The following is a 22,349-nucleotide window of genomic DNA, read 5'->3' on the forward strand; positions in this document are numbered from 1 at the left end:
GCTGGCCTCGTTGCCAGTTGATTTCGATGTTGTGCGTGATCCGATCAGCGGTGATGTTATTGGCTGTTCCAACTCGCTTGATGGCTCAGGCTGCCTTAGCGGTGTTCTTGGCTCCGTTCGTTCATCGGTGTTTCGCGGACGCGGCGTTGCTGCAAACTTCTCTCGCCGTGTGGGGCGCATGACCGGCAGCATCAATGCCGGATATGATCGTCGCAAGTTCCTTGGCGCAACTGGCACTATCTTGGCCGCTGCTAACGGCGTCGTAGATGAAAGCTATTACGTCAGCGGCTCGGTTGGCGGACCTATCGGTCCGAACTCTGATTTTGCGGTCACAACTTACGCAAACTGGTTTGACAGCGGATTTGTAGGCGTGGGCGATGTTTCCGCATTGGGCACATCAGCGGCGTATAACCATCGGTTAACGCGCGGTCTTACCGCTCGCGCGGCTGCGGCACTCAACTATCTCGACAGCGACATCGTAGCCGAAGATTTAAAGATTGTTTCGGCGCTGGTCGGTTTACGTTATGATTTCTAACGCTGTGAATTGGGCAACAGGGCACATCAGCTATGTATGAAGACTTTTACGGCTTTTCAGAGCGTCCGTTTCAACTGACGCCAGATCCCGCTTTCTATTTCGAGAGCGTGACCCACAAGAAGGCGCTGTCTTACCTGGGCTATGGGCTTAGCCAGGGCGAGGGCTTCGTCGTCATAACTGGTGAAATCGGCGCGGGCAAGTCTACGCTCGTGGCGCATTTGAAGCAAAAGCTTGAGCAAGAAGACATGGCCGTCGCGGAAGTTGTGACCAGCGCACTTGATGGTGAGGAAATGATCCAGGTCGCTGCGCGTGCTTTTGGCCTTGATGTCGATGGCTCAGATAAGGCTGCTGCCCTGGCCGCGATTGAAGGACACCTGCATGATCAGGCGCGTGAAGGTAAGCGTAGTCTGCTCATCGTTGATGAATCTCAAAACCTGTCGATTGGCGCGCTCGAAGAGCTACGCATGCTGTCGAACTTCCAGCTCGGCGCGCATCCATTGTTGCAAATGCTCCTGCTGGGTCAGCCGGAATTCAAGCAGCTGGTGCATCAGTCAGACGAATTGGAGCAGCTGCGCCAGCGAATTATTGCGGCACACCATCTTGCACCCATGCAACCGGGCGAGATTGAACACTACATACGTCATCGTTTGCAGCATGTGGGCTGGGACGGGCACCCAGAACTTGATCGCGGCCTGTTTAGCATCCTGCACAAGGAAAGCGGCGGCATCCCGCGCAAAATCAACCAACTCATGACACGCCTGCTTCTGCTCGGTGCCATAGAGCAACAATCGGTGCTTGAGCCGGGCATGCTCGAATCGGTTATTGAAGAGATGGCTGGTGATGACAGCGCGTTTGATGAAGAGGATGCGATAAGGCCGCGCCCGGATCAAAATTTACCCGCTGCACATGCAGTTGCAGAGGCAAAGCGAGCTGCGCAGATTACACCTGTACAAGCGTCAACCGAGCCGCAGAAAGCAGGCTTGAGCGAGGCACAACTGCGGGCCATCGAACAAGCATTCGATAATCATGGGGCTGATGTCGCGCAGCTACGCGAGGAGTTGGCCGAGCTCAAAGAGCAAGCGACCAAGGTCGATTCGAACGTACCCGCCAATGTGGCGGAGCGTCTAACGAACATCGAAGCACGATTGGATGAGCAGGAAAATTCGCTCCGCCACGTGATGGAAATGCTCATTGAGTTCTTTGAGGCTAACGGCCATCGTCGCGCGGCCTGAACCGCAAGACAGGAAGCCAATCTGACATGAGCGAGCATTCGCATCAGACACCAACACCGATCAACGGCATGTCGGTTGATGTTGAGGACTGGTTTCAGGTTGGCGCATTCGAGCACACAATCTCTCGTAATGATTGGGACGGGCTGGAGCTGCGCGTTGCCGACAATGTCAGTCGCATTCTCGATCTGTTTGATGCGGCAGGTGTCAAAGCAACTTTCTTCACATTGGGCTGGATTGCGGAACGCGTGCCCAGCACCATGCGTGCGATCGCGGATCGCGGGCACGAGGTCGCGAGTCACGGTTATGATCATGTGCGCGTATTCACACTGTCGCGCGAGGAGTTTGCGCAGGATATCGCAAAGACGCGGACTATTCTTGAAGACCTGAGCGGGAGCGCAGTCACAGGATATCGCGCTCCGAGCTTCTCTATCGACAAGCGCACACCATGGGCTCACGAAGTGCTGGCCGAACAAGGCTATGCCTATTCATCCAGCGTCGCGCCGATTGTGCACGATCACTATGGTTGGCCGGAAGCGCCTAGATTTGCGTTTGAGCCTGTTGCAGGCTCGCCGATGATGGAAATTCCTGTGACAACCGCGATGCTGGGCAATCGGCGTATGGCAGCAGGCGGCGGGGGCTTCTTTCGCGTTCTCCCATATGCATTCACAAAATGGGCAATCAATCAGGTGAACCGTCAGGACCGTCGACCGGCGATCTTTTACTTCCACCCATGGGAGGTCGACCCCGACCAACCGCGTGTTGCAGGCGCACCACTCAAATCTCGCCTGCGCCATTATTCGCGCCTCGATGCGATGGCCGACAAGATCGAGTATCTCGCTCGTGAATTCAAATGGGGTCGCATGGATGCCCTCGCGCAGATCGAGGCTGACAGGGCATTGCAGCGTGCAGCATGAATGCACCGATCCAAAACTCATCGAGAACGCTGACCACCCTTGATTTCGGCGACCCTCTAGAGGTCGCGCGGGTGGAAATGTTTGTCGCGCACCAAAACGGATCCCCCTTTCACCGTCCTTTGTGGCTGAGCGCAATTGAGCGTGGTACAGGGAATGAAGCCCATGGATTGGTGCTGTCTCGTGGTGATGACATCGCTGGATGGTTTCCTCTTACACTCATGCACTCGCCACTGTTTGGGCGTGCGCTCGTATCGAGCGGCTTCGCAGTCGAAGGCGGTGTCTTGGCTGAGAATGATGACGATGTGATTGCGCTATGTCGCGCGACGGAAGAACTTGCGAACAGGCTGGCCGTACCAAGCATCGAAACGCGCGGTGGGGCTGTGCCTAATGATTGGCATTCGACCGATGAAACCCATTGCGGGTTCGTGCGCCAGCTAGGCAGCGATGACGAAGAACAATTGCTGGCTATCCCGAGAAAAGCACGCGCCGAGGTGCGCAAAGGCTTAAGGAATGGTCTGACTGTGCGGGTTGGTACAAGCGCGCAGGACCGAACCGATCACTACGCCGTGTATGCGGAAAGTGTTCGCAATCTCGGCACGCCTGTTTTCCCGCGAAGCCTGTTCGACGCTGTCCTTGATGCGTTTGGTGACCACGCGGATATATTGACCGTCAGCAAGGATGACGAACCAATCTCTAGCGTTTTGTCGCTCTATCATCAGGGTAAAGTCATGCCGTTTTGGGGTGGTGGACGCTGGGAAGCGCGCGCGCTCAGAGCCAATGAGCATATGTACTATTCGCTGATGTGTCATGCGCGACAGCGGGGATGCACTCACTTTGACTTCGGTCGCTCAAAATCGGGGAGCGGACCATACAATTTCAAGAAGAACTGGGGTTTTGAACCTCAGGCGCTGACATATTCGACATGGTCAGCCGACCCTACGCAGGCGCGTAATATCGATCCCACCGATGATACGTATTCTCGTGCGGTCGAGCTATGGCAGAAACTGCCGCTGACTATCGCAAACCGGGTTGGTCCGTTCATCGCGCGTGGCCTCGGCTGATGGGAGGCATACTTTTCCTCGCTCATCGAATGCCCTTTCCGCCCAATCGCGGCGACAAAATTCGCTCGCACCACCTGCTCAAAGGGCTGGCTAAGATCGCGCCGGTGCACGTAGCTACATTCGCTGAAACTGATGAGGACCGGGCCGAAGAAGCTGCGCTTGCGGCAGTTGCCGAGACTTACTGTCTGGTTGATAGCGCAAAACCCCTGCCGGTTGCTGGGCTCCAGGCACTTGCAAGCGGAAAGCCCGTAAGCCTAACAGCATTTGATGATCGGCGCATTCGAGACTGGGTGCGCGAGACTTTGGCAAAACAACAGATCGACACGATCTTCGTTTTTTCGGGTCAGATGGGGCAATACATTCCAGGCGATTTCGCGGGCCGAGTGATCGTGGATCTATGCGATGTCGATAGCGCCAAGTTCGCTGACTATGCCGCGGATGCCACTTGGCCAAAGAGCGCCTTGTTCAGACGCGAGGAGCGACTGCTCAGTCTTGAAGAAGAGCGACTGCGAGTTCAGGCTGACCACATGCTCCTGATCTCGCAGGAAGAAGTCGATTTGCTCGAGACGCGCCTCGGGCGCGATGAAAAGGTGACGGTGACAGCGCTTGGCAATGGGATCGACGTAGCGTTCTTTGATCCGGCACAGGTGAGCACCAATGACGAAATCGCCGCGCAGGCGGGACCACATCTGATCTTTACCGGCCAGATGGACTATCCCCCAAATGAGCGGGCGGCTTTGTGGGCAATCGATAATTTTATGCCAGCACTTCGAGAACTTCACGACAGCGCGCAGTTCCATGTTGTGGGGCGCGCTCCGACGGCCACTCTCAAATCGCGCGAAGGCATTAACGGCGCGCGCATCTGGGGCGAGGTTCCGGACATCCGCCCATTTTTGGCCGCATCAGATCTAGCGTTCGTGCCTCTGACAATTGCACGTGGTGTTCAAAACAAAGTTCTTGAGGCGATGGCGATGCAACGCTGCGTACTGCTGACACCTGAAGCCGCAACTGGAATACCCGGCGTCGATGGGCGCGATTTTGTCATGGCAGACGCCGAGCTCAAGGATACGGTCGGAATAGCGGACGGTCTGATATCCGACGCAGCGCAACGCGAGACTATTGGCAAATCTGCTCGAGCATTGGTTCAATTGCAGATGAGCTGGGACTCGGTCTATACGCAATTGGCGGACTTAATAGCCGGGAATGCAAAAGCGGTGGGATCGCGCGATGCCGCCTAGCGCAAGCGTAACTAACCCGACAAACCCAACCGATGCTTTGGAGACGAATTGGCGGAAGCATACCGCGCTTCTTCTGGTTCTGTGGTGCTGCTCTCTTGTTGTTACAGGTCGTGAATGGGCCGAAATGATCCACCAATGGTGGAATATTGACACTTACAACCACATCACGCTGATCCCGTTCATAATTGGGTGGCTGGTATGGATGCGCCGTGATGAACTTTCGAAAGTAGAACCACAAGCCTGGTCTCCCGGTGTCGGTCTGGTCATCATCGCAAGCGCACTTTGGGCAATTGGCAAGGGCACCGGCATAAATCTGCTTGCGCATGCCGGAGCGGTTGGTGTTGCGCAGTCCATGGTTGTCGCAGCCTTGGGACTGAGAGCGTCCGCAATCCTGTTGCTCCCGCTCGGGTTTTCGGTGTTTCTCGTGCCTTTCGGCGATGAGATCATTCCGCAATTGCAACACATCACAGCACAAATCACAATCGCGCTCACCCAATGGAGCGGTGTCCCCGCGACGATCGAAGGCATCTATATTTCTACGCCAGTCGGCCTCTTTATCGTTGCTGAGGCATGCTCAGGTGTGAAATTTCTCGTGGCCATGGTCGCGCTCGGCGTTCTGGTTTGCTTCACTGCCTTTGATAGCTGGTCAAAACGCCTTGTGTTTTTACTCGCGTCAATCATCGTTCCGATCATCGCCAACGGAATTCGGGCATGGGGCACCGTTTTTATCGCGCAGAGCCAGGGCGTCGAGTTTGCCGAAGGATTCGATCACATTGTCTATGGCTGGATCTTTTTTGCGATTGTCATCGCGATCTTGATTGGCGGCTCATTCCGTTACTTCGAAAGAGAACCAGAAGATGCAGGATACACCGTAGATGAACTGGATGACATCGGGATGATCAAACGCCTGCAGAGTCAGGCCAGCAAGCCATGGTTCGTTGGGGTGCTGACAATTGCGACTTTGGCCGTAAGTGCTCTGGCCGTTGGCACCGTCAACGGCTAGCGAACACCTATGTGCGGAATTGCTGGCATCTTTCATTGCGGCACACCCAAGCCGGTTGACCCAAAGCGCGTTGCGGCAATGTCTGACGCACTTGCGCATCGTGGGCCGGATGGTTCAGGCGTTTGGACAGCGCCGGGCATTGGCCTTGGCCATCGCAGGCTATCGGTGATTGATGTGGCCGGCTCTCTACAGCCGATGCTTTCGACCGACCGGCAGGCAGTTATCGTCTTCAACGGCGAGATCTATAACTATCGGGAATTGCGCAGAGAGCTGGAGGCAGATGGGGCAGTCTTCCGAACAGAAGGCGACACTGAAACGATCCTGGCCGCATGGCAACGATGGGGCCCCGATTGTCTGGCGCGCCTCAACGGCATGTTTGCATTTGCCATATATGATTTGACGAGCCGCCAACTCTTCCTCGCTCGGGACAGGTTTGGCGTTAAACCCCTCTATACGGCAATGCTTAGCGATGGCAGCATGGCTTTCGCCTCCGAACTTAAGGCTTTACTCAAGCACCCGTTGTTCAGGCGCTCGATCGATCCGCTGGCGATCGAAGATTATATGACCTGGGGCTATATTCCGGATCATCGGGCTTTCCTGAAAGGCGTAAGGAAGCTGCCTGCAGGGCATTTTCAACTGCTGGACCACGGTCGTGATGTCGCGCCACCTAAGCAATGGTGGGACATTTCGTTTGAAGCGCGCGCCAAGGGTTCTCGTCAGGATATGTCAGCGCAACTGCTTCACCATCTGCGTGAAGGCGTCACGAGCAGAATGACCGCAGATGTTCCTCTAGGCGCATTCTTGTCGGGCGGGGTCGACAGTTCCAGCGTTGTCGCGCTGATGGCGGAAGAAAGTAGGGCTGCGGTGAAGACCTGCTCCATCGGCTTTGATGTCGATGACGTTGATGAAACCTCATATGCCCGTCAGATTGCCAAGCTGTTCAATACAGAACACTTCGAACAATCGGTACAAGCCAACGAGATCGCAGAACTTGATACGCTTGCGCGGATTTTCGATGAACCGTTTGCCGATGCGTCGGCGTTGCCAACGTTAAGAGTGTGCGCCTTGGCGCGACAGCATGTCACGGTCGCGCTGTCCGGCGACGGCGCGGACGAAGCATTCGCGGGCTATCGCAGGCAGGTCTTTCATCGGCGTGAGGAACAGGTGCGCCGGTTACTGCCATCTGCACTGCGACAGCCGGTTTTCGGTGGTCTTGGCCGTGTATGGCCCAAGGCGGATTGGGCGCCCCGTTTCCTGCGCGCGAAAACGACATTTCTCTCACTCGCTGACAATGGTGCGCAGGGGTATGCGCGGGCCTTGTCAATCACATCGCCCGAGCAACGCAATGTGCTTTACGGCCCGCACCTCAAAAGTGAGCTTCAGGATTATCGGGCGGAGCAGCCATTTGTGGAGCTGATGGAGAACGCGCCTGCACGAAGCGGTTTGGACGCTGCGCAATATGCCGATCTTAAATTCTGGCTACCTGGCGATATTCTCACCAAGATTGATCGGACGAGTATGGCGGTGAGCCTGGAGGCTCGCGAACCATTACTGGATCATCGCTTGGTCGAATTTGCTGCTCAACTGCCAGATACGATGCGTGTGCGCGGCAAACAGGGCAAATGGCTGATGAAGAACACAATGGAGCGGTATTTACCGCAGGATATTCTCTATCGTCCCAAACAGGGGTTTGTCGTACCGCTCAGCGCATGGTTTCGCGGTCCACTCCAATCCGAAGCGCGTTCGATCGCAAATAGCGAGCTGCTGCTCGATAATCGATGGTTTGATCAGGATGCGCTTCTGCAGCTGAGTGAGCGGCATATATCCGGGCGAGCAGATTATGGCAGGACGCTGTGGCAATTGCTGATGCTCGAACGATCAATCGCGAACTTGCAGACATCGACTTGAGGGTCGGGACCACTAACCAGCCACTCCGTGACCCTGTGCCATATAGTCTGCACTCTGCATTTCCTTTAGCCGGCTAACGGTTCGATCAAATTCGAAGCTGCCATCTCCTTTGGTGTAGAGGTTCTCAGGCTCTGCCGCAGCAGTCACAAACAGTTTCACGCGCATCTCATACAGTGCGTCGATCAGCTTGATGAACCGGATCGCTTCGTTGCGCAGTTCCGGGCTCATTTGGGGGATCCCGACCACGATCACCGTGTGAAAGGTCTGTGCGATGGCGAGGTAATCCGCAGCACCCCGGTTCTCTCCACACAACCGCTTAAAACTGAAAACGGCAACTCCCTTTAGGCATTTGGGAACATGAAGCGTCCGTCCACCTGAGAGCCCTAGCTCTCCGCTTGGAACATGCTCCGCATCTTCCGGCTTGAAGTCAGTAAGGCGAAAGAAAACCTCACGCACTTGCTCGGTAGATTCGTCGCCGAGTGGCGTGTGCCAAGTGTCGATGTCACCGAGCCGATCAAGCCGATAATCAACCGGTCCATCGAGCGGCACTACGTCAAGTTCCTCAAGTACCAAATCTATAAAGGGCAGAAACAGCGATCTGTTCAATCCATCCTTGTAAAGATCTGGGGGAGGGCGATTGCTGGTTGTGACCACAGTAACGTGCTCATCGATGATGAGCGCCGTGAAAAGCCGGCTCATTATCGCTGCGTCGGCCGTGTTTGTGACTACCATCTCATCAAAAGCAAGGCACTTTATATCTTGCGCAATATCCCGTGCGACCCGCTGGATTGGGTTTCCTTTGCCAGTGTCGCGCCATGCTTTCATCATCTGGTCAACTTCGATCATAAACTGATGAAAATGGACCCGCCGCTTTTCAGCGATGTTTAGCGTATCGACAAACAGGTCCATCAGCATCGATTTGCCGCGCCCGACGCCGCCCCACATATAGACGCCCTGCGGCCTTGTCTTTTTGGGGCCGAAGAGTTGGGCCAGCAATCCGCCAGATGTCTCAGCCTCAAGTTCTTTCTGAAGATCATTGAGCCGCTCTGCCGCTCGGCGTTGATCTGGATCAGGCCGCAATTCTCCAGATGCGACCAATTGCTCATAACGGGCGAGAACGCCGCTCATCAGTCTTCTTTGCGCGGGGTGAACTTGCATACGATCCCAGAGAACGCGGCGACCTGATGATCCTCCTGCTCTACCACGCCGCGCAAGAATGCGAGCTTGCCTGTTTCCCGCATGACTTCGGCCACTGCGTCGAGCGGCAGAGCTGGATCACCGCCACCGATAAACTGAGTCGAGATTTCAAGAGTAACTGACGGGCCTGCGTTCCCCGAACCCACGGTGTGCATCGTCGTGAACAGAGCGATATCAATCAGTGACTGTGTAACGGCACCGTGGATGATGCCTTGCAGGTTCTCGTGCCGCCGTTCTGGAAACATCCGCAACCGACAATGGTCACCTTCGCGGCGTGTGATGAGCTTGCCCATCACCGCGCCATTGAACAACGTGTCGTCTTTCAAATTCCAATGGTTCCAACCCGGATTATCCGGATCGGGCAGGTGATCAAATACGTCGTCGGTCAGCGCCATGGGAGAGGCAGATCAGATGTGACGTTCAGCCATCATCTTCTTGGTTTCGGCGATCGCTTTTGCTGGCGAAAGTCCCTTTGGACATACATTCGCGCAGTTCATGATGGTGTGGCAGCGATACAGACGGAACGGATCTTCCAGATCGTCAAGGCGTTCACCAGTCATCTCATCCCGGCTATCCGCCAACCAACGATACGCCTGAAGCAGGATGGCTGGACCCAGGAATTTGTCCTGATTCCACCAATATGATGGACAGGATGTGGAACAGCATGCGCACAAAATGCATTCATACAGGCCATCAAGCTGCTCGCGCTGCTCAGGGGTCTGTAGACGCTCTTTGCCGCTTGGCGTCGGTGTTACGGTTTGCAGCCAAGGGCGGATTGACGCGTATTGAGCGTAGAAATGCGTAAAGTCAGGCACCAAATCCTTGATCACGTCCATATGTGGCAGAGGCGTAATCTGAATTTCGCCCTTGAGGTCGTCAATTGCGGTGGTGCACGCAAGACCGTTTTTGCCATTCAAATTCATTGAGCATGACCCGCAAATACCCTCGCGGCACGAACGACGGAATGTCAGCGTCGGATCAATCTCGTTTTTGATCTTGAACAACGCATCCAGAACCATGGGCCCGCAATCATCGAGATCGATCTCAAAGCGATCATAGCGCGGATTCTCACCCGTATCGGGATCATAACGGTAAATCTTGAATTTCTTGACCCGGCTCGCACCCTCGGCCTTGTGCACCTGACCCTTACTGCGGATCTTGGAATTCTTAGGAAGAGTGAAGGTAGCCATATGTCGTCAATTATCCTGATATCTTTCATCACCTATCTAGCGGCTCAGTCGCTTGAGGCAAGCTGGCTTTGTTGCGAGGATTGAGACGATTGTTGAGCGCCTCTCACCTGCAGCCACACAATAGGCTTTCGCTTGCTGAATTCCTACCGGATGGAACACATGGAACACGGTACTGGATCGAAAAGTACATGTAGCGCGCAGATGCTGCTGCCTGCCATCGCGTTGATCTCTTTTGTGGCTTTGTGGAACTTGTGAACCATTGCGGCTTTGTATCGGGCATGGACGATGTAGGACAGCAACAAAGCCAAGCGCCCAAGGTAGCCGTCGTGTTCGGCGCATCGGGCGGTATTGGAGCGGCGCTGACCGAAGCTCTGTTGGCGCAGGATTACGTTGTTCACGCAGGGGCTAGAACTGCGCCAAATAGCACCTCTGACACGCTTATTCCCTTTGCCTTCGATCTCACAGATGAAAACTCAATCGCCACAATAGCTGAGAAGCTGAAGCCGACACCTCCGGAAATGGTCATTGTCGCGACCGGCGTGCTCACACTTCTTAATGGGCTTGGGCCTGAGCGTTCCTTTCGCAAGCTCGACGCTGCAGCCATGGAGGAAGTCTTGAAGTTGAACACGATCGGGCCAGCTCTGATCGCCAAGCATTTTCTTGCACTTATGCCGCGCGATAAGAGGGCCATTTTCGCCGCTTTGTCGGCCCGTGTAGGGTCGATTTCTGATAATGCGCTTGGAGGCTGGCATAGCTACAGGGCAAGCAAAGCCGCCCTCAACATGCTGCTAAAGAATTTCGCGATTGAGCTGGGGCGCACGCATAAACAAAGCATTGTCGTGGGCCTGCATCCCGGCACGGTCAATACATCCTTGTCAGAGCCTTTTCAGTCAAACCTACCGGATGGGCAACTGACTGCTCCCGCCGATGCCGCCGCCAATCTGTTGGGCGTTCTGGATGCTCTCACTCCGAGCGACACGGGAAAAGTGTTTGACTGGAGAGGCGAGGAAATTCCCGCTTAAGAGATCAGGGCATTCCTTCGAAACGCCTCGGCCAGGAGCGTTTCCAGCAAATCGGCATGACTCAGTCCAGCCTCCGCCGCCGATTTCGCAACGACCTTCTCAGACCATAAGTTGCAGTTGAGGTTGATTTCGATGAAATTGATGTCGCCGGTGTTCAGGTCGAGGCGGAACTCGATGCGACCGTAGTCGAACGGCAAAAACTCGCGTGCAACCCTCTTGGCCATCGCCTCTATCTTCGGTGCAATGTCGGGATCGTCGAAGCGTTTCAGCGCCGCCTTCTCGGTATTCTGCACCAGATCGCGTTTTTCGTAATAGGTCCACAGGCGCTGCGTATCCTCACGCTCATACCAAAGCATGGGGAGGGCGGTTGGCTCGCCGTTCATTGTGATAAATGCGCATTGGACATCATAACCGTCGAGATACGGCTCCACGATTGCATCATGACCCTGGCCGTGAATGTCTGCGACGGCGTTAGCCACGCCGGCGAAATCATGGGCATCACTGATCCCCCAGCTCGCCGAGGACGCGTTTGGTTTTATGACCCAACGGCTGTTGGCCGACGGCGGAAGATTTGCCTCTTCTACAGGCGCTCCACGGCGATAGCAGAACCACGGCGCAGTCGGCACGCCAGCATGCGAACACACGAGCTTTGAAACGGATTTATCATCACCCAGTCCGCGCAAGAATGGCATCGCGCCCAGATATGGTATGCGGTGCATATTACATAGCACCGGGATGACCATCTCCGAATTCACGAACCCGCCACGGTTGAGCAGTGGGAAAACAAAGTCGGTATCCGGGCCGGAGAACAGCACATCATAGCTGTTGGCGAAGCTGAGATTGAGACCGAGGCTTTCGAGGGTGGTACGGACCTCGTGATGGTAGATCGCGTGATTGCCATCCTCTGGATGCATGCCGCCACCCCATAGCGCGTGCTTAGCCATAAACAGGATGCGAATACGCTCCTTGGCTTCTTCTGGAATGCGCAGTGGTGATAGGTGTGCTGACATTAAGCGTCCTTAGGCGATCGAAGCGACAGTCAGTGGCCCTAGGCAAATTTAACGCGCCTAGCCAGAGGGTACAACTAAGGGACGTGTCCGAATTAACTTGCGATTTGCATAAGCAGCGTTAGCCTCCAACCACAACCGAGCCACTTGGGAGAGGGTATGGGGCTCAAATCCTGGTATGATGCGCACTGCATGCCGCGCCTTGTTACCTTTGCCTGCAGTCAGGGTGGAATATCCAAACGACGCGCGGATGTCGTACCTCTTGCGCGCGGTAAAGTGTTCGAACTTGGCTGCGGAGGTGGATTAAACCAGGCTTTCTATAACGCCGATGCGGTCGCCGAGTTTGCGGGCATAGATCCCCATGACAACCTATTAGAAGGTGCCAGAGCTCTAGCCAAAGAGCGGGGCTGGGACGTAAACATCAAACAAGGCGTGGGTGAGGACATCCCTTTCTCCGACAGTATGTTCGATACCGTGGTGTGCACATACACTTTGTGTACCGTACAGAACCCCGATCAAGTCATGCGCGAGATGCGGCGTATTCTTAAACCGGGCGGGCAATTGCTATTTTTGGAGCATGGCCGGGCGCCAGATGCGAGCATCGCCAAATGGCAGGACCGGATCGAACCGGTGTGGAAACCGCTCGCTGGCGGCTGCCATTTGACTCGTCCCATCAGCAGCGCGCTTCGGGGTGCAGGCTTCGATGTCGAGCCGCTTGGGCAGGATTATCTTGCAAAAACACCGCGCCCGTTTGGCTGGATGGAGTGGGGCATTGCCCGCAAGGCTGGCTTTTAATTAAGGCGCTGAGGCAAAACAAAAAGGGCCAGCGAAGCTTCTACCTGCTGACCCTTTCCAATACCTAAGTCTTATTGGCGTCATTCGCCAAATGTGCGTTGCCACCATCCGCGACGCGGTTTGCCGTCTGCTTTCTTATCCTCCGGCGCAACGCTGGCTTTGGCAGATGCCGGCTCTTTCTCGCTTGTCTGAGCGCTATCAGTGTCAGCCTTCGCAGCAGCCTTTTTCGCGGGTGCCTTGCGCGTGCGCTTCGGCTTTTCCGCAGGCGCAGCTTCCTCGGCATCCGCTTCACTCGCTTCGGTCTTTGCCTTTTTCGCTCTAGCTGGCTTCTTGGCCGGTTTCTTTGGCTTAGGCTTCGCCTTACCTTCATCGTCAGCTTGGTCGCCAGTTGCCGCCACCTCAGCATCGTCAGCCTTCTTGCGGCGACGCGTTGTCTTGGCCTTCTTCGGCTTTTCTTTCGCGTTCTCTGCTGCCATCGCTTCGGCGGTCTGGGGCGCGTCATCCGGACCGGCGACAACCGGCATATCTTCGACGACCTGCTCCGATATGTCGTCTAGAGCCTCGGTGGCTTCATCCTGTTCATTTGCAGCATTGTTGCGACCCTTCCCGCCACGACGGCCACGTCCGCCTCTACGGCGACGCTTCTTGGGTTTTTCCTCACCGTCATCATCAGCGGCGTCATCGCGCTCGTCAGAGGCATTCTCATCCTCGTCAGAGCTACCTTCTGCGCCGTTTTCATCCTGTTTCTTGCGACGCCCACGGCCGCCTCTGCGACGACGACGACGTTTTTTGCGCGGCTCACCGTCCTCGTCGAGTTCGTCTTCCTCGTCGATTTCGAGTTCGTCATCTTCGTCGTCATCGACAATGGGATCAAATTTCGGTGCGTTCGCCGGGCGAGGGCCAGAGCTTGCGACCCGCATTTTCGCACCCTCGTCTTCACCCTCTGGAATGACCTCAACGGTGACCGAATAACGGTCCTCGATTTCCTGAAGATCCGCACGTTTGCTGTTGAGCATATATACGGCAGCTTCGGTGCTGGCGGCAAGCGTAATGACCGAGCCTTTGCCCTTGGCCGCTTCGTCTTCGATAAGGCGAAGAGCAGAAAGGCCAGCGCTTGAGGCAGTCCGCACGAGGCCAGTCCCATCGCAATGCGGGCATTCGCGCGTCGTCGCCTCGAGTACGCCGGTGCGCAGGCGCTGGCGGCTCATTTCCATCAAGCCGAAGCTTGATATCCGGCCAACCTGAATGCGTGCACGATCCGATTTGAGCGCATCTTTCATCGCACGCTCAACCTTACGGACGTTGCCGTGCCGCTCCATATCAATGAAGTCGATCACGACGAGGCCTGCCATATCACGCAGACGCAATTGGCGTGCAATTTCGCGGGCTGCCTCAAGGTTGGTATTGAGCGCGGTTTGCTCGATACCATGGCCTTTGGTTGAGCGGCCCGAGTTGATGTCGATCGAGACAAGCGCTTCGGTCGGATTGATGACCAGATACCCGCCTGATTTCAGCTGAACCATCGGATCATACATGGCCCGCAACTGATCTTCCGCGCCATAACGCTGGAATAGAGGAACCGGATCGGAATACGCTTTCACCCGGCGAGCATGGCTCGGCATCAGCAGCTTCATGAAGGCTTTGGCTGATTTATAACCTTCCTCGCCCTCAACGATGACTTCTTCAATCTCGCGATTATAAATGTCGCGGATTGCCCTTTTGATCAGGTCGGAATCCGAGTGAACCAGAGAGGGTGCGCTGGACGTGAGAGTCTTTTCTCGGATCTCGTCCCACAAGCGTGCCAAATAGTCGAAGTCACGCTTAATCTCTGTCTTTGTGCGCGACAGTCCGGCTGTGCGAACGATAAGTCCCATAGTCTTGGGCAGCTTAAGATCGGAGACAACCTGCTTTAGGCGCTTACGATCAGAAACGGAATTGATCTTGCGACTGATACCACCGCCATGGCTGCTGTTCGGCATGAGAACCGTGTAGCGACCGGCAAGGCTGAGATATGTGGTGAGAGCGGCGCCCTTATTGCCACGCTCTTCCTTAACGACCTGAACTAGCAGAACCTGCCGACGCTGGATAACGTCCTGGATTTTGTAGCGACGGCGCAAGGCCATGCGTTTTGCACGGACCTCATCGACCTCTTTGGCACGTGAGCGGCCTTTTCCTTGTTTGCGGCGACCGCGGCCACGACGCTTCTTCGGCTTCTCATCTTCGGAGGCTTCTTCGTCAGCATCCTCGTCGCTGTCATCGTCTCCGTTCTCGTCATCATCTCTGTCGAGATGACCTTCCTCGATCGTTGCCACATCGTCTTTCTCCGACGTGTCGATTTCTTCCAGACCGTCTTCGGCGATTTCTTCCGCTAGAGCTCCGGAGCTTTCATCATCTGCGTCGTATTCGTCACCGGGCAGTTCGCCGCGCTCTTCCTCTTCGGCGCGAAGGCGAGCCTCTTCTTCCGCGGCTTCGGCTTCCTCCGCCAGCAGAGCTTCGCGATCTTCCTTGGGGATCTGATAATAGTCAGGATGGATTTCGCTAAAGGCCAGAAAGCCGTGGCGATTGCCACCGAAGTCGACAAACGCCGCCTGCAAACTCGGTTCGACTCGAGTCACTTTCGCTAAATATATGTTGCCTTTGATCTGCTTGTGTTCAGCAGATTCGAAATCAAATTCCTCAATCCGGTTGTTCTTTACGACCGCCACCCGCGTTTCTTCCGAGTGGCGCGCATCGATTAGCATGCGCATTGCCATGTATAATTCTCCAGGCGCGAACTGCGGGCATTGTATGCCGCACATGATCACGCATTATTGTTTGGGGAGCGCCGATTGTGGTGTTGCGGCGCCAAGTTGCTTGCCGGGATACAGCCAGATTGCTGTCATGCCGGAATTTCGTGTCTGCAAGATAGAGCGTGCGTCCTCTTGACGCGACCGGACCCGCAACGCCGCAGGCACAGACATTTGTCTGCACTGCCATCGTGGGTGAGGTACGGCTCATAATCTGCATCAACCTCTCATCGGTTACGTCGGTTGTTCGCCGGTAACCTCGGTATTCAAAGAAAAACTTGTAGCACGAGACATCTTAACAAGAGCCCGCGTGGCAACTTCTTCAGTGTTTTGAGCGCTAGCACCGTGGGTATCATTCAGCAACCTTATTGCGCGATACACCCTATTCCTTTTAACGGTTGCCGCAATGTTATTGCGCTTTTCGCCGATTGCGCCGGTAATGCTGGCGCTCTTGATCCTCGCTGTTCTGGCAGTTGCCGGGGTGAAGATACCGCTACCTTTTGTGAATGAAGGGTATCTTTCGCGGATTGAGCTTCCGGAGGCAGGGCAAGTCGCATTGCCTGAAGTTGTCGGCGCAAACGCAAGAGAGCTGCCTCTTATAGTGATTGATCCAGGGCATGGCGGACGTGATCCGGGCGCCACGGGGCAGGGGCTTCAAGAAAAAGCGCTCGTCCTCAATCTTGCTAAGGTGTTGCGGGATGAATTGGTTGAGCAACGTATCGCAAGGGTTGCGTTGACGCGTGATGATGATCGTTACCTAGTTCACGAAGAGCGTTTTGGCATTGCACGGCGGCTAAACGCTGATTTGTTTCTATCGATCCACGCTGATTCGGCAGGAGAAGCGACCGAGATAGCGGGGGCGAGTATTTACACCTTATCGAATGACGCTTCGAGCGAGGCAGCAGCGCGCTTCGCCGCAAGAGAGAATAGTACGCGTCAGATCAATGGTCTGCGGGTGGAGGATCAAGATGATGCTGTAAATTCAATCCTTGTTGATCTTGCCCAGCGTCGCACGCAGGAGCAATCGCGCGAGTTCGCACGGCTGATCGAGCGGGAGGGGGCACAAAATGTCAGATTTCACCCGCAGGCTCAGCGATCCGCCGCGCTGAGAGTTCTGCGTGCTCCTGATGTGCCATCAGTGCTTTATGAGAGCGGATTTATCACCAACGCCGCTGAAGCACGCAATCTGACCACGTCTGAGGGACAGGATCGTTTTGCACGCGCGCTTGCAAGAGCGATCCAGATTTATTTTGTGCGCAATCCAAGAGATCGGGAAGAAGCGCAGGGCAGCTGAATTTGAGATGCTCATAGCCGGATAATTCAGTGTGGCTTTTGTCAAAGGCACCATGCTATCGAACACTGTCGACAAATGCAGAGTATTGAATGACCGAACAATCCACCATTGATCGATTTCGCTATCGGATCAGGCGTGATGCCTCAGGCGTTCTTGCCTGGTTTCGCGAGCGGATGGACAATCGCCCTCGTTTCCGGCTGCTTGTGATCGGCTTGGTTATCGTGCTGGCGGTCTTCGCATTGGCATGGGCTGCGCTAGCGCGCGGCCTTCCCGATGCATCTGGGTTGGTTGATTACGAAACGCCTCTGCCCACGGTTGTTCGCGGCAATGATGGTGAGATCGTCCACTCCTATGCGCGGGAGCGGCGGGTACAGCTGCAATATCGCGATTTTCCACAACCATTGATCAACGCTTATCTCGCCGCAGAGGATAAGACGTTCTTCAGCCACGGCGGTGTCGACATTACGGGAACGGCCAATGCAGTTTTTGACTACGTAACGAAGCTTGGGTCTGGCGAACGCGCGGTTGGTGGCTCGACCATTACACAGCAAGTCGCAAAGAACCTTCTCTTGGGCGATGAGTACTCTGTTACGCGCAAGCTCAAAGAAATGATCCTGGCTCGCAGGATTGAGAGTGTGCTGGACAAGGAAGAGATTCTCGAACTCTATCTCAATGAAATACCGTTGGGCCGCCGCAGTTTTGGCGTTCAGGCGGCCGCGCGTGCCTATTTCGATCGTGATGTCAGTGATCTCGACCTCCATCAGATGGCGTTTTTGGCGATTCTTCCCAAGGCGCCTGAACGCTATGGCCGCTCACAAAACCGCGAGCTTGCCCTCACGCGTCGTAACTTCGTTCTGGACCAGATGGAGGATAATGGCTTCATCACTGCAGACGCGGCGTCCTCTGCAAAGGCCGAGCCACTTGGCCTGAGTCACGCAGCGCACTAGCCGCTCCGCCGATGCAGGTTATTTCCTAGAGGAAGTACGGCGTCAGCTAATCGATCAGTTCGGCGAAAATGCAGAAGACAGCGCCAACAGTGTCTATGCTGGCGGTCTGTGGGTACGCACCTCGCTGGATATGGGTTTGCAAGACGCGGCACGTGATGCGCTGCGCGAGGGACTTCTCCGATATCACGGACGGAGGGGGTGGAGCGGATCCATTGCAACTATCAATTTTGATGACGGCCCGTGGGCAAGCCAGCTGGCCAGCTCAAACCTTGGCATCAATTACAAGGATTGGCGTGTTGGCGTTGTGACTGCACGCTCTGGCTCTCAGGCCACCATTGGTTTTTCGAATGGTGACGAAGCCCCGCTCATCGGTGCGCCAAACGCGCTCGAGGCGGGCGATGTGATTGCCGTTGCGCCTAGCGGTGGGGGTTACCGCGTCGCAACATTACCTGCAGCGGAGGGCGGATTGGTCGTCCAGAATGCGCAAAGCGGTCGAATTCTGGCAATGCAAGGCGGTTTTGATAGCCGTCTGGGATCGTTCAACCGGGCAACGCAGGCTGAACGGCAGCCGGGCTCCACCATCAAACCATTTGTTTATGCCACCGGTCTCGACAATGGCATGACACCATCGACGCAAATTGACAATTCCAGCTTCTGCTATTTTCAGGGGCGCCGTCTCGGTGAGAAGTGCATCCGTGGTGGCCGCGCGGGCGAGTTCCCAATGCGCTATGGGCTTGAGCAGTCGCAGAACATCATGACGGTCCAGATCGGTGTTCAGGCGGGCATGGAAAATGTCGTCGATACGATTGAGCGGCTCGGGATCGGTGAGGCAGATCCTTTTGCGGCCACGGCTCTGGGTTCTGAAGAAACCACCGTCATGAAGCTGGTGGCGGCATATGCGGCCTTGGCAAATCACGGTAAGTTGAACACCCCGACGGTCATTGATTACGTCCAGGATCGCCGGGGCAAGGTGATCTGGAAAGCCGATGACCGCCTATGCAACGGCTGCAACATGGAAGAATGGGATGGCAGCCCAATGCCGCGCTTTGGCCTGAAAGGTGATCAGGCGATGGATGCGCGTACTGCGTTTCAAATCATGCATATGCTGCGCGGGGTTGTTGATCGCGGCACTGCCACAGTCTTGCGTGATCTCGGCCTGCCGCTGTTTGGCAAAACCGGAACCACTACCGGCCCGAAAGACGTTTGGTTTGTGGGCGGCACGCAGGAACTTGTGGCGGGCGCATATGTCGGGTTTGATCAGCCGCGTAACATGGGCGGTTATGCCCAAGGTGGTACGATTGCCGCGCCGATCATCAAGAGCCTCATCCGGGAATCGCGCCCGTACTGGTCCGACGTACCGCCCATCGCACCGTCTGGTGTTCAGATGGTGAAAGTGGACCGTCAGACCGGCAAGCGCGTATTCGGCGTGACACCAGGCAATGATCCAAGGGCCGCTGTCATTTGGGAGGCCTTCAAGCCGAATACGGTGCCTCCACGCGCAACCCGGCAGGACAAGATCGAGGCGATGCGTAAACAGATTCTGGAACAGATCCGTGCTGGTCGCGCCCTGCAGGAAGATGGTGGCCTGGCGTCTGGCCGTAATGACGAACCGTCTGACTTTGTCGAGGATCAGGGCGGCATTTATTAGCAGGCGAGCGGTGCCCGCCGCTTTACTTTCGCAGTTGGCTCATTAGTGCCATCGCTGGCGTAGACGCCTGCGTTCAGGCGCGGATGTTAAGAATAAGGATGTGCTTTATGCGTGCCGAAGGGCAGGCTCATATTGATCGTATCGAGGCAGCGCTCTCTCTGGTTCGGCAATCGCTGGATTGGGAGAAAGCACTACGTCGCCTGGATGAGTTAAATGCGCGTGTGCAGGACCCGACTTTGTGGGACGACCCAAAAGAGGCGCAGGCAATCAGCCGTGAGCAGAAGCAGCTCGAGAACGCGGTAAATACGGTCAACGAGATTTCATCTGAGATGTCTGACGCGATCGAGTTCATCGAAATGGGCGATGCGGAGGGTGATGAGGATATCGTTACCGATGGACTGGCAAGTCTGGAGAAGCTGGCCGACCGCGCTGATGCCGACAAGGTGCAGGCGCTGCTTTCAGGCGAGGCAGATAGCAATGACACATACCTAGAGATCCACGCTGGTGCTGGCGGTACGGAAAGTCAGGATTGGGCCGAGATGCTGTTCCGCATGTATGGCCGTTGGGCTGAACGGCGCGGCTTCAAAGTCGAAACGGTGGAATATCAAGCCGGTGATCAGGCCGGCATCAAAAGCGCGACGTTGCTGATCAAAGGCGAGAATGCGTTCGGTTATGCCAAGACCGAGAGCGGCGTACATCGCCTTGTCCGGATCAGCCCGTATGACAGTTCCGCTCGTCGCCACACATCGTTCAGTTCGGTCTGGGTTTATCCCGTGATCGATGATGATATCGACATCGAAATCGACCCATCCGATCTCAAGATCGATACGTACCGCGCCAGCGGCGCTGGTGGTCAACACGTCAACACAACTGACAGCGCGGTTCGAATTACGCACCAACCGACCGGCATCGTTGTGGCGAGCCAGAATGATCGCAGCCAGCATAAAAACCGCGCGACAGCGATGAACATGCTCAAAGCGAGACTGTTCGAACGCGAGATGGCGGAACGTGAGGCAGCTGCTTCGGGCGAGTATCAGGAAAAGAGCGAAATAGGGTGGGGACACCAGATCCGCTCTTACGTCTTGCAGCCCTATCAGATGGTCAAGGATCTGCGGACTGGCGTTACATCTTCGTCTCCTGATGATGTGCTGGATGGCGCGCTGGAACCCTACATCTCGGCCGCGCTGGCGCAGCAGGTCACTGGCGAAAAAGTAGATGTGGAAGATGTCGAATAATGCGAGGCTTGCTGATCCTGACTGTGATGGGATTGTGCGTAGCGGGATGCAAAGAGCGCTCGCCTGACCGCCCCGCGACCGCTGTCGAATTTCCGTTGCCCGACCGACCTGTTTCTCAATTAGGGTCGAACCAGTTTTCAACCGAAGCTGAGCGTGACAATCGCGGCGAAGCGCAAGCTGTCATGGATCTCGCCGAAATTAATCCCGGTATGAATGTCGCCGATATCGGTGCCGGTAATGGCTATTACACGGTTCGGCTTGCCGAACGCGTCGGTGAAGACGGTCGCGTTCTGGCACAGGATATTGATGAAGATGCGCTCAGCCGTCTAGGGGATCGCGTTGTACGAGAGCGGTTCGACAATGTCTCCATCAAGCTTGGTGCAGGGGATGATCCGCGCCTGCCAGAAAACAGCTTCGACCGAATATTTCTCGTTCACATGTATCATGAAGTGCAAGAGCCATATGCTTTTTTATGGCGCTTGTGGCCCGCTTTGCGCGAAGGTGGGCAGGTAATCGTCGTCGATATTGACCGCCCCACGGACCAGCATGGCATTGATCCGCTATTACTCTCTTGCGAATTTGAGCAGGTCGGTTTTGAGCTCGACAAGTTTAAGAATGCGCCTGAACTGGCTGGTTATTATGCGCAATTTACACGAGCGGACACGCGACCAGAGCCAAGCGACATCAAGACCTGCCGCGAATCTGTCGTCAACGGTGGGGATGGCGGCTGAGCGCCCTTTTCCTTGCAGGGGTGGGGTGCTAGGCGCGGCATCAAATGACCCGCATTTTGCTTAGGAGTACTGCCTGGGATGACAGATTTCCCAACCAGCTTTGATCGTGAAGATTTGCTGAAATGCGCGCGGGGCGAATTGTTCGGTCCAGGCAACGCACAGCTGCCTGAACCGCCGATGCTGATGATGGATCGGATAACCGACATCTCCGGCGATGGCGGACCTGATGGCAAGGGGCACGTGGTGGCGGAATTTGATATCAAGCCAGACCTTTGGTTCTTCGACTGCCATTTTCCCGGCAACCCGATCATGCCCGGCTGCCTTGGCCTTGATGGCCTGTGGCAGCTTACCGGCTTCAACTTGGGATGGCGGGGTTGGAAGGGGCGCGGATACGCTCTGGGTGTTGGCGAGGTAAAGCTTACGGGCATGGTACGCCCCGATCGCAAGATGTTGAGCTATTACGTTGACTTCACAAAGGCGGTGCAAACACGGCGTTTGACCATGGGCGTGGCTAACGGCCGTGTTGAGGCCGACGGTGAGGTCATCTACCAGGTAAAAGATATGAAAGTCGCTCTTTCAGAGGCCTAGTCAGGCCGCAGGTCTGAG

General features: G+C 55.7%; 18 protein-coding genes and 1 pseudogene. 14 read left to right on the top strand and 5 right to left on the bottom strand.

The window, feature by feature from the left end; genetic code table 11:
- Window positions 1-10 precede the first annotated feature (10 nt).
- Genes ACZ1GM_RS08110 through ACZ1GM_RS08140 form a run of 7 tightly spaced genes read left to right on the top strand, consistent with a single transcriptional unit; the run spans window position 11 to window position 7,891 of the window.
- The gene (locus tag ACZ1GM_RS08110) at window positions 11-535 is read left to right on the top strand and encodes a hypothetical protein (protein ID WP_472676014.1); all 525 of its coding nucleotides are present in this window, start codon (window positions 11-13) and stop codon (window positions 533-535) included.
- 32 nt (window positions 536-567) lie between these two features.
- A complete protein-coding gene (locus ACZ1GM_RS08115) occupies window positions 568-1,767 on the top strand; it encodes an XrtA/PEP-CTERM system-associated ATPase (RefSeq protein ID WP_472676015.1) in 1,200 nt (399 codons plus the stop codon).
- 26 nt (window positions 1,768-1,793) lie between these two features.
- The gene (locus tag ACZ1GM_RS08120; protein ID WP_472676016.1) at window positions 1,794-2,681 is read left to right on the top strand and encodes an XrtA system polysaccharide deacetylase; all 888 of its coding nucleotides are present in this window, start codon (window positions 1,794-1,796) and stop codon (window positions 2,679-2,681) included.
- Window positions 2,678-3,742 (top strand): FemAB family XrtA/PEP-CTERM system-associated protein, encoded by a 1,065-nt coding sequence (locus tag ACZ1GM_RS08125; protein WP_472676017.1) that lies wholly within the window; start codon window positions 2,678-2,680, stop codon window positions 3,740-3,742. The genes ACZ1GM_RS08120 and ACZ1GM_RS08125 overlap by 4 nt, the downstream gene beginning before the upstream one ends.
- Window positions 3,676-4,980 (top strand): TIGR03087 family PEP-CTERM/XrtA system glycosyltransferase, encoded by a 1,305-nt coding sequence (locus ACZ1GM_RS08130; protein ID WP_472676018.1) that lies wholly within the window; start codon window positions 3,676-3,678, stop codon window positions 4,978-4,980. Before ACZ1GM_RS08125 ends, ACZ1GM_RS08130 begins: the two co-directional genes overlap by 67 nt.
- Window positions 4,970-5,983, top strand: coding sequence for an exosortase A (xrtA, locus tag ACZ1GM_RS08135; protein WP_472676019.1), 1,014 nt, complete (start codon window positions 4,970-4,972; stop codon window positions 5,981-5,983). Before ACZ1GM_RS08130 ends, xrtA begins: the two co-directional genes overlap by 11 nt.
- A gap of 9 nt (window positions 5,984-5,992) precedes the next feature.
- On the top strand, window positions 5,993-7,891 hold the full coding sequence (locus tag ACZ1GM_RS08140) for an XrtA/PEP-CTERM system amidotransferase (protein WP_472676020.1): 1,899 nt from the start codon (window positions 5,993-5,995) through the stop codon (window positions 7,889-7,891).
- Window positions 7,892-7,903: 12 nt separating this feature from the next.
- Here ACZ1GM_RS08140 and zapE read toward each other — a convergent pair whose 3' ends face one another.
- The 3 genes from zapE to ACZ1GM_RS08155 are packed head-to-tail and all read right to left on the bottom strand — an operon-like array spanning window position 7,904 to window position 10,278.
- Window positions 7,904-9,019 carry a cell division protein ZapE gene (gene zapE, locus ACZ1GM_RS08145; RefSeq protein WP_472676021.1) on the bottom strand — a complete coding sequence of 372 codons (1,116 nt, stop codon included), beginning with the start codon at window positions 9,017-9,019 and terminating at the stop codon, window positions 7,904-7,906.
- Window positions 9,019-9,483, bottom strand: coding sequence for a PaaI family thioesterase (locus ACZ1GM_RS08150; RefSeq protein ID WP_472676022.1), 465 nt, complete (start codon window positions 9,481-9,483; stop codon window positions 9,019-9,021). The genes zapE and ACZ1GM_RS08150 overlap by 1 nt, the downstream gene beginning before the upstream one ends.
- Before the next feature lie 12 nt (window positions 9,484-9,495).
- Window positions 9,496-10,278 (bottom strand): succinate dehydrogenase iron-sulfur subunit, encoded by a 783-nt coding sequence (locus ACZ1GM_RS08155; protein ID WP_472676023.1) that lies wholly within the window; start codon window positions 10,276-10,278, stop codon window positions 9,496-9,498.
- Window positions 10,279-10,556: 278 nt separating this feature from the next.
- On the opposite strand from ACZ1GM_RS08155, the gene ACZ1GM_RS08160 reads away from it, so the two are divergent.
- The gene (locus tag ACZ1GM_RS08160; RefSeq protein ID WP_472678524.1) at window positions 10,557-11,300 is read left to right on the top strand and encodes an SDR family NAD(P)-dependent oxidoreductase; all 744 of its coding nucleotides are present in this window, start codon (window positions 10,557-10,559) and stop codon (window positions 11,298-11,300) included.
- Here the strand turns inward: ACZ1GM_RS08160 and ACZ1GM_RS08165 are convergent.
- Window positions 11,297-12,310 carry a D-alanine--D-alanine ligase family protein gene (locus tag ACZ1GM_RS08165; protein ID WP_472676024.1) on the bottom strand — a complete coding sequence of 338 codons (1,014 nt, stop codon included), beginning with the start codon at window positions 12,308-12,310 and terminating at the stop codon, window positions 11,297-11,299. The two genes, ACZ1GM_RS08160 and ACZ1GM_RS08165, sit on opposite strands and share 4 nt — an antisense overlap.
- A 156-nt stretch (window positions 12,311-12,466) precedes the next feature.
- On the opposite strand from ACZ1GM_RS08165, the gene ACZ1GM_RS08170 reads away from it, so the two are divergent.
- Window positions 12,467-13,102 (top strand): class I SAM-dependent methyltransferase, encoded by a 636-nt coding sequence (locus tag ACZ1GM_RS08170; protein WP_472676025.1) that lies wholly within the window; start codon window positions 12,467-12,469, stop codon window positions 13,100-13,102.
- Window positions 13,103-13,182: 80 nt separating this feature from the next.
- On the opposite strand, the gene ACZ1GM_RS08175 is transcribed toward ACZ1GM_RS08170, so the two are convergent.
- Window positions 13,183-15,855, bottom strand: coding sequence for an Rne/Rng family ribonuclease (locus ACZ1GM_RS08175; protein ID WP_472676026.1), 2,673 nt, complete (start codon window positions 15,853-15,855; stop codon window positions 13,183-13,185).
- A gap of 439 nt (window positions 15,856-16,294) precedes the next feature.
- On the opposite strand from ACZ1GM_RS08175, the gene ACZ1GM_RS08180 reads away from it, so the two are divergent.
- From ACZ1GM_RS08180 to fabA, 5 genes and pseudogenes are all read left to right on the top strand, one after another.
- A complete protein-coding gene (locus tag ACZ1GM_RS08180; protein WP_472676027.1) occupies window positions 16,295-17,182 on the top strand; it encodes an N-acetylmuramoyl-L-alanine amidase family protein in 888 nt (295 codons plus the stop codon).
- 89 nt (window positions 17,183-17,271) lie between these two features.
- Window positions 17,272-19,777, top strand: a pseudogene (locus ACZ1GM_RS08185) (penicillin-binding protein 1A).
- Between the two features lie 107 nt (window positions 19,778-19,884).
- The gene (prfB, locus tag ACZ1GM_RS08190) at window positions 19,885-21,012 is read left to right on the top strand and encodes a peptide chain release factor 2 (protein WP_472676028.1); all 1,128 of its coding nucleotides are present in this window, start codon (window positions 19,885-19,887) and stop codon (window positions 21,010-21,012) included.
- The gene (locus tag ACZ1GM_RS08195; protein ID WP_472676029.1) at window positions 21,012-21,743 is read left to right on the top strand and encodes a class I SAM-dependent methyltransferase; all 732 of its coding nucleotides are present in this window, start codon (window positions 21,012-21,014) and stop codon (window positions 21,741-21,743) included. The genes prfB and ACZ1GM_RS08195 overlap by 1 nt, the downstream gene beginning before the upstream one ends.
- Window positions 21,744-21,821: 78 nt before the next feature.
- Window positions 21,822-22,331 (top strand): bifunctional 3-hydroxydecanoyl-ACP dehydratase/trans-2-decenoyl-ACP isomerase, encoded by a 510-nt coding sequence (gene fabA, locus ACZ1GM_RS08200; RefSeq protein ID WP_472676030.1) that lies wholly within the window; start codon window positions 21,822-21,824, stop codon window positions 22,329-22,331.
- The last annotated feature ends 18 nt before the right edge of the window (window positions 22,332-22,349 follow it).

The organism is Qipengyuania sp. JB2-7, assembly GCF_055693485.1.

Excerpts from the sequence above, each read along its gene's own strand:
- ACZ1GM_RS08180 (WP_472676027.1), top strand. The coding sequence starts at position 16,295 with ATGTTATTGCGCTTTTCGCCGATTGCGCCGGTAATGCTGGCGCTCTTG.
- ACZ1GM_RS08130 (WP_472676018.1), top strand. The coding sequence starts at position 3,676 with ATGGCAGAAACTGCCGCTGACTATCGCAAACCGGGTTGGTCCGTTCAT.
- zapE (WP_472676021.1), bottom strand. The coding sequence starts at position 9,019 with ATGAGCGGCGTTCTCGCCCGTTATGAGCAATTGGTCGCATCTGGAGAA.
- ACZ1GM_RS08120 (WP_472676016.1), top strand. The coding sequence starts at position 1,794 with ATGAGCGAGCATTCGCATCAGACACCAACACCGATCAACGGCATGTCG.
- ACZ1GM_RS08160 (WP_472678524.1), top strand. The coding sequence starts at position 10,557 with ATGGACGATGTAGGACAGCAACAAAGCCAAGCGCCCAAGGTAGCCGTC.
- ACZ1GM_RS08125 (WP_472676017.1), top strand. The coding sequence starts at position 2,678 with ATGAATGCACCGATCCAAAACTCATCGAGAACGCTGACCACCCTTGAT.
- xrtA (WP_472676019.1), top strand. The coding sequence starts at position 4,970 with ATGCCGCCTAGCGCAAGCGTAACTAACCCGACAAACCCAACCGATGCT.
- ACZ1GM_RS08175 (WP_472676026.1), bottom strand. The coding sequence starts at position 15,855 with ATGGCAATGCGCATGCTAATCGATGCGCGCCACTCGGAAGAAACGCGG.
- fabA (WP_472676030.1), top strand. The coding sequence starts at position 21,822 with ATGACAGATTTCCCAACCAGCTTTGATCGTGAAGATTTGCTGAAATGC.
- ACZ1GM_RS08140 (WP_472676020.1), top strand. The coding sequence starts at position 5,993 with ATGTGCGGAATTGCTGGCATCTTTCATTGCGGCACACCCAAGCCGGTT.
- ACZ1GM_RS08165 (WP_472676024.1), bottom strand. The coding sequence starts at position 12,310 with ATGTCAGCACACCTATCACCACTGCGCATTCCAGAAGAAGCCAAGGAG.
- ACZ1GM_RS08155 (WP_472676023.1), bottom strand. The coding sequence starts at position 10,278 with ATGGCTACCTTCACTCTTCCTAAGAATTCCAAGATCCGCAGTAAGGGT.
- ACZ1GM_RS08195 (WP_472676029.1), top strand. The coding sequence starts at position 21,012 with ATGCGAGGCTTGCTGATCCTGACTGTGATGGGATTGTGCGTAGCGGGA.
- ACZ1GM_RS08170 (WP_472676025.1), top strand. The coding sequence starts at position 12,467 with ATGGGGCTCAAATCCTGGTATGATGCGCACTGCATGCCGCGCCTTGTT.
- prfB (WP_472676028.1), top strand. The coding sequence starts at position 19,885 with ATGCGTGCCGAAGGGCAGGCTCATATTGATCGTATCGAGGCAGCGCTC.
- ACZ1GM_RS08150 (WP_472676022.1), bottom strand. The coding sequence starts at position 9,483 with ATGGCGCTGACCGACGACGTATTTGATCACCTGCCCGATCCGGATAAT.
- ACZ1GM_RS08115 (WP_472676015.1), top strand. The coding sequence starts at position 568 with ATGTATGAAGACTTTTACGGCTTTTCAGAGCGTCCGTTTCAACTGACG.